Here is a 2,954-nt window from a genome sequence, read left to right on the forward strand (position 1 = left end):
GGATGCGCTCGACCAGCAGGTTCTGCAGCACGCGGGCGACGGTGGACAGCGGCAGCGCCTTGGGCGAGAGGTCTTCGGCCAGCTTGGGTGCGCTCTTGGCCAGGTTCGCCAGCAGTTGCTGGACTTCTTCATGGCCGAGCAGTTCCGGCGCGTGCTCGCGGATCAGGTGCGACAGGTGGGTGGCGACCACGGTGGCGGGATCGACCACGGTGTAACCCAGCGACTCGGCATGGGCGCGCTGATGCGGTTGGATCCAGGTGGCGTCCAGGCCGAACGCCGGATCCTTGCCGGCAATGCCCTCCAGCGTGCCCATGGCGCTGCCCGGGTCCAGTGCCAGTTCGCGGTCCGGATGGATGTCGGCGGTACTGACCGGCACGCCGTGGATCAGCAGGCGGTAATGGGTGGCCGGCAGTTCCAGGTTGTCGCGGATATGTACCGGCGGAATCAGGAAACCCAGGTCCTGGGTGAGCTTGCGGCGCACGCCCTTGATGCGTGTCATCAACTCGCCGCCCTGGGCCTTGTCGACCAGCGGAATCAGCCGGTAGCCCACTTCCAGGCCCAGCGGATCGACCGGGCGCAACTCGTCCCAGGTCAATTCGGCGGTGGGGGCTGGCTGCGGCTGGCCGAGCGCGTTCAGGCCGCCTTCGTTGGCGCTGGTGTCGTTGGCGGAGGTCTTGGCAGCAGCACTGGTCTCGCGCTTCCACAGTTTCCAGGCAATGAAACCCAGGATCGCGGCCAGGCTGAGGAAGGCCAGGTTCGGCATGCCCGGCACCAGGCCGACCAGGCCGATGATGCCAGCGGTGATGGCCAGTGCACGGTACTGGCCGAACACCTGGCCCATCATCGCTTCGCTCATGTCCTGCGAGCGCGAGGCGCGGGTGACCAGCATGGCCACGGCGCTGGAAACCAGCAATGCCGGCAGCTGCGCCACCAAACCGTCACCGATCGACAGCAGCGTATAGGTGGCCGCTGCGTCGCCGAACGGCATGCCGTGCTGCAGTACACCCACGGCCAGGCCGCCGAGCATGTTGATGAAAAGAATCAGGATGCCGGCGATGGCGTCGCCGCGGATGAATTTGCTGGCGCCGTCCATTGCGCCGTAGAAGTCGGCTTCCTCGCGGACTTCTTCGCGGCGGACCTTGGCTTCCTCGCGCGTCAGCAAACCGGCGTTGAGGTCGGCGTCGATCGCCATCTGCTTGCCGGGCATGGCGTCCAGGATGAAGCGTGCGGTCACTTCCGACACGCGTCCGGCACCCTTGGTGATGACCACGAAGTTGATGATGGTCAGGATCGCGAACACCACGATGCCGACGGCGTAGTTGCCGCCGATGACGAATTCACCGAACGCCGCGATCACCTTGCCGGCGGCTTCGTGGCCGTCCTGGCCATTGAGCAGGATGACGCGGGTGGAGGCCACGTTCAGTGCCAACCGCAGCATGGTGGTGACCAACAGCACGATCGGGAAGATGGTGAAATCCAGTGGCCGCTTCACGTACACCACGGCCAGCAGCACCAGCATGGAGATGGCGATGTTCAGGGTGAACAGGGCATCCAGCACCGGTGCGGCCAGCGGCACCACCACCATTGCCAGCAGGGCCAGCACGATCAGTGGCGCGCCAAGCCCGTGGCGCAGCATGTCCAGTACGCGCCGTGCGGACAGGCCCGAGCCCTGGCTGCTCATCGGGTTTCTCCCTTGCCGAACTCGTCAATATCGATGGGTGCCATCTGCGGCATTGGGCCAGTGCGCCATTGGCGCAGCTGGTAGACGTAGGACAGGACCAGGGCAACAGCCGAATACAGTCTCACGGGGATTTCCTTGCCGAGTTGGCTTTCCCGATACAAGGCGCGTGCCAAAGGCGGTGACGAGACGACGGCGACCTTGTTGCCGTCGGCTACCTGGCGGATGCGCAGGGCCAGTTCGTCGACGCCACGGGCGACCACGGTGGGGGCGCTCATGCGTCCGCTCTCGTATTTCAGAGCCACCGCATAGTGTGTGGGGTTGACCAGCACCACGTCGGCGGTGGGCACGGCTTCCATCATCCGCCGTTGTGACAGCTGCATCTGCATCTGCCGGATGCGGCCCTTCACCTCGGGGCTGCCCTCGCTTTCCTTCATCTCACGGCGCAGCTCTTCGCGGGTCATCTTCAGCTTCCGCAGCCAGTTCCACTTCTGGTACGGCGCATCGATGGCGGCAAGCAGGGCCATGGCGCCAGCGGTTGCCAGCAGCAGCTTGAGGGTGAATGCCAATCCGCGGCCGATGGCGCTTTCGAGCGGCAGATGCAGCAGCCCGCGCAGGGCATCGGCGCCGTGCCAGATGCACAGGCCGGCAGCGGTGCCGACGAAGGCCACGCGAAGCATAGATTTCACCAGCTCGGCCAATGCTTCGGGGCCGACCAGGCGCTTCATCCCGGTCAATGGGTTCATGCGCTTGAGATCGGGCATGAGCGCTTTGTTGGAGAACTGCAGCCCGCCCATCAAGGCCGGGGCAATCATGCCGGCAGCAAGACACACCAGGAGCAGGGGGCTGAAGGCCAGCATCAGCTTGAGCAACATCCAGCCAGCGTGGCCGAACAGGGCGTTCGGGGTATTGAGTAGCCCGACCTCAGGCGACAGCGCGGCCTTCATCCACTGCCGGGCCGAGCTGCCCATGGAGCCGGCCATGGCATACAGCGCCAGCACGGCGGCGACGAATACCGCGGCGGTCGCCAGCTCGCGCGAGCGCGGGATATTGCCTTGCTCGCGGGCCTCGCGCAGGCGTTTTTCGGTTGGGAGTTCGGTTTTTTCCCCGGCCTGTTCGTTCTCGGACATTGCATGGCATGGAAGGAGGGTTCTTCCATGGCCGTGCAAAAATCATTCCAGAACCGGTTCCGGTAGTGCCGAGCCATGCTCGGCAGAAGCATTACCCATGAACCCAAACCTGTAGTGCCGAGCCATGCTCGGCATGGGGATTTACC

The 2,954-nt window shown here is 65.0% G+C and carries 2 protein-coding genes; both read right to left on the reverse strand.

The window, feature by feature from the left end:
• The coding region (locus ACVOMF_RS20760) for a flagellar biosynthesis protein FlhA (protein ID WP_481510955.1) at window positions 1–1,681 on the reverse strand (1,681 nt) is incomplete at its 3' end.
• Window positions 1,678–2,808: a flagellar biosynthesis protein FlhB gene (gene flhB / locus ACVOMF_RS20765; RefSeq protein ID WP_481510956.1), complete on the reverse strand. Its 1,131-nt coding sequence runs from the start codon at window positions 2,806–2,808 to the stop codon at window positions 1,678–1,680. The genes flhB and ACVOMF_RS20760, both read right to left, overlap by 4 nt.
• Between the last annotated feature and the right edge of the window lie 146 nt (window positions 2,809–2,954).

Source organism: Stenotrophomonas sp. STEN022 (assembly GCF_056760155.1).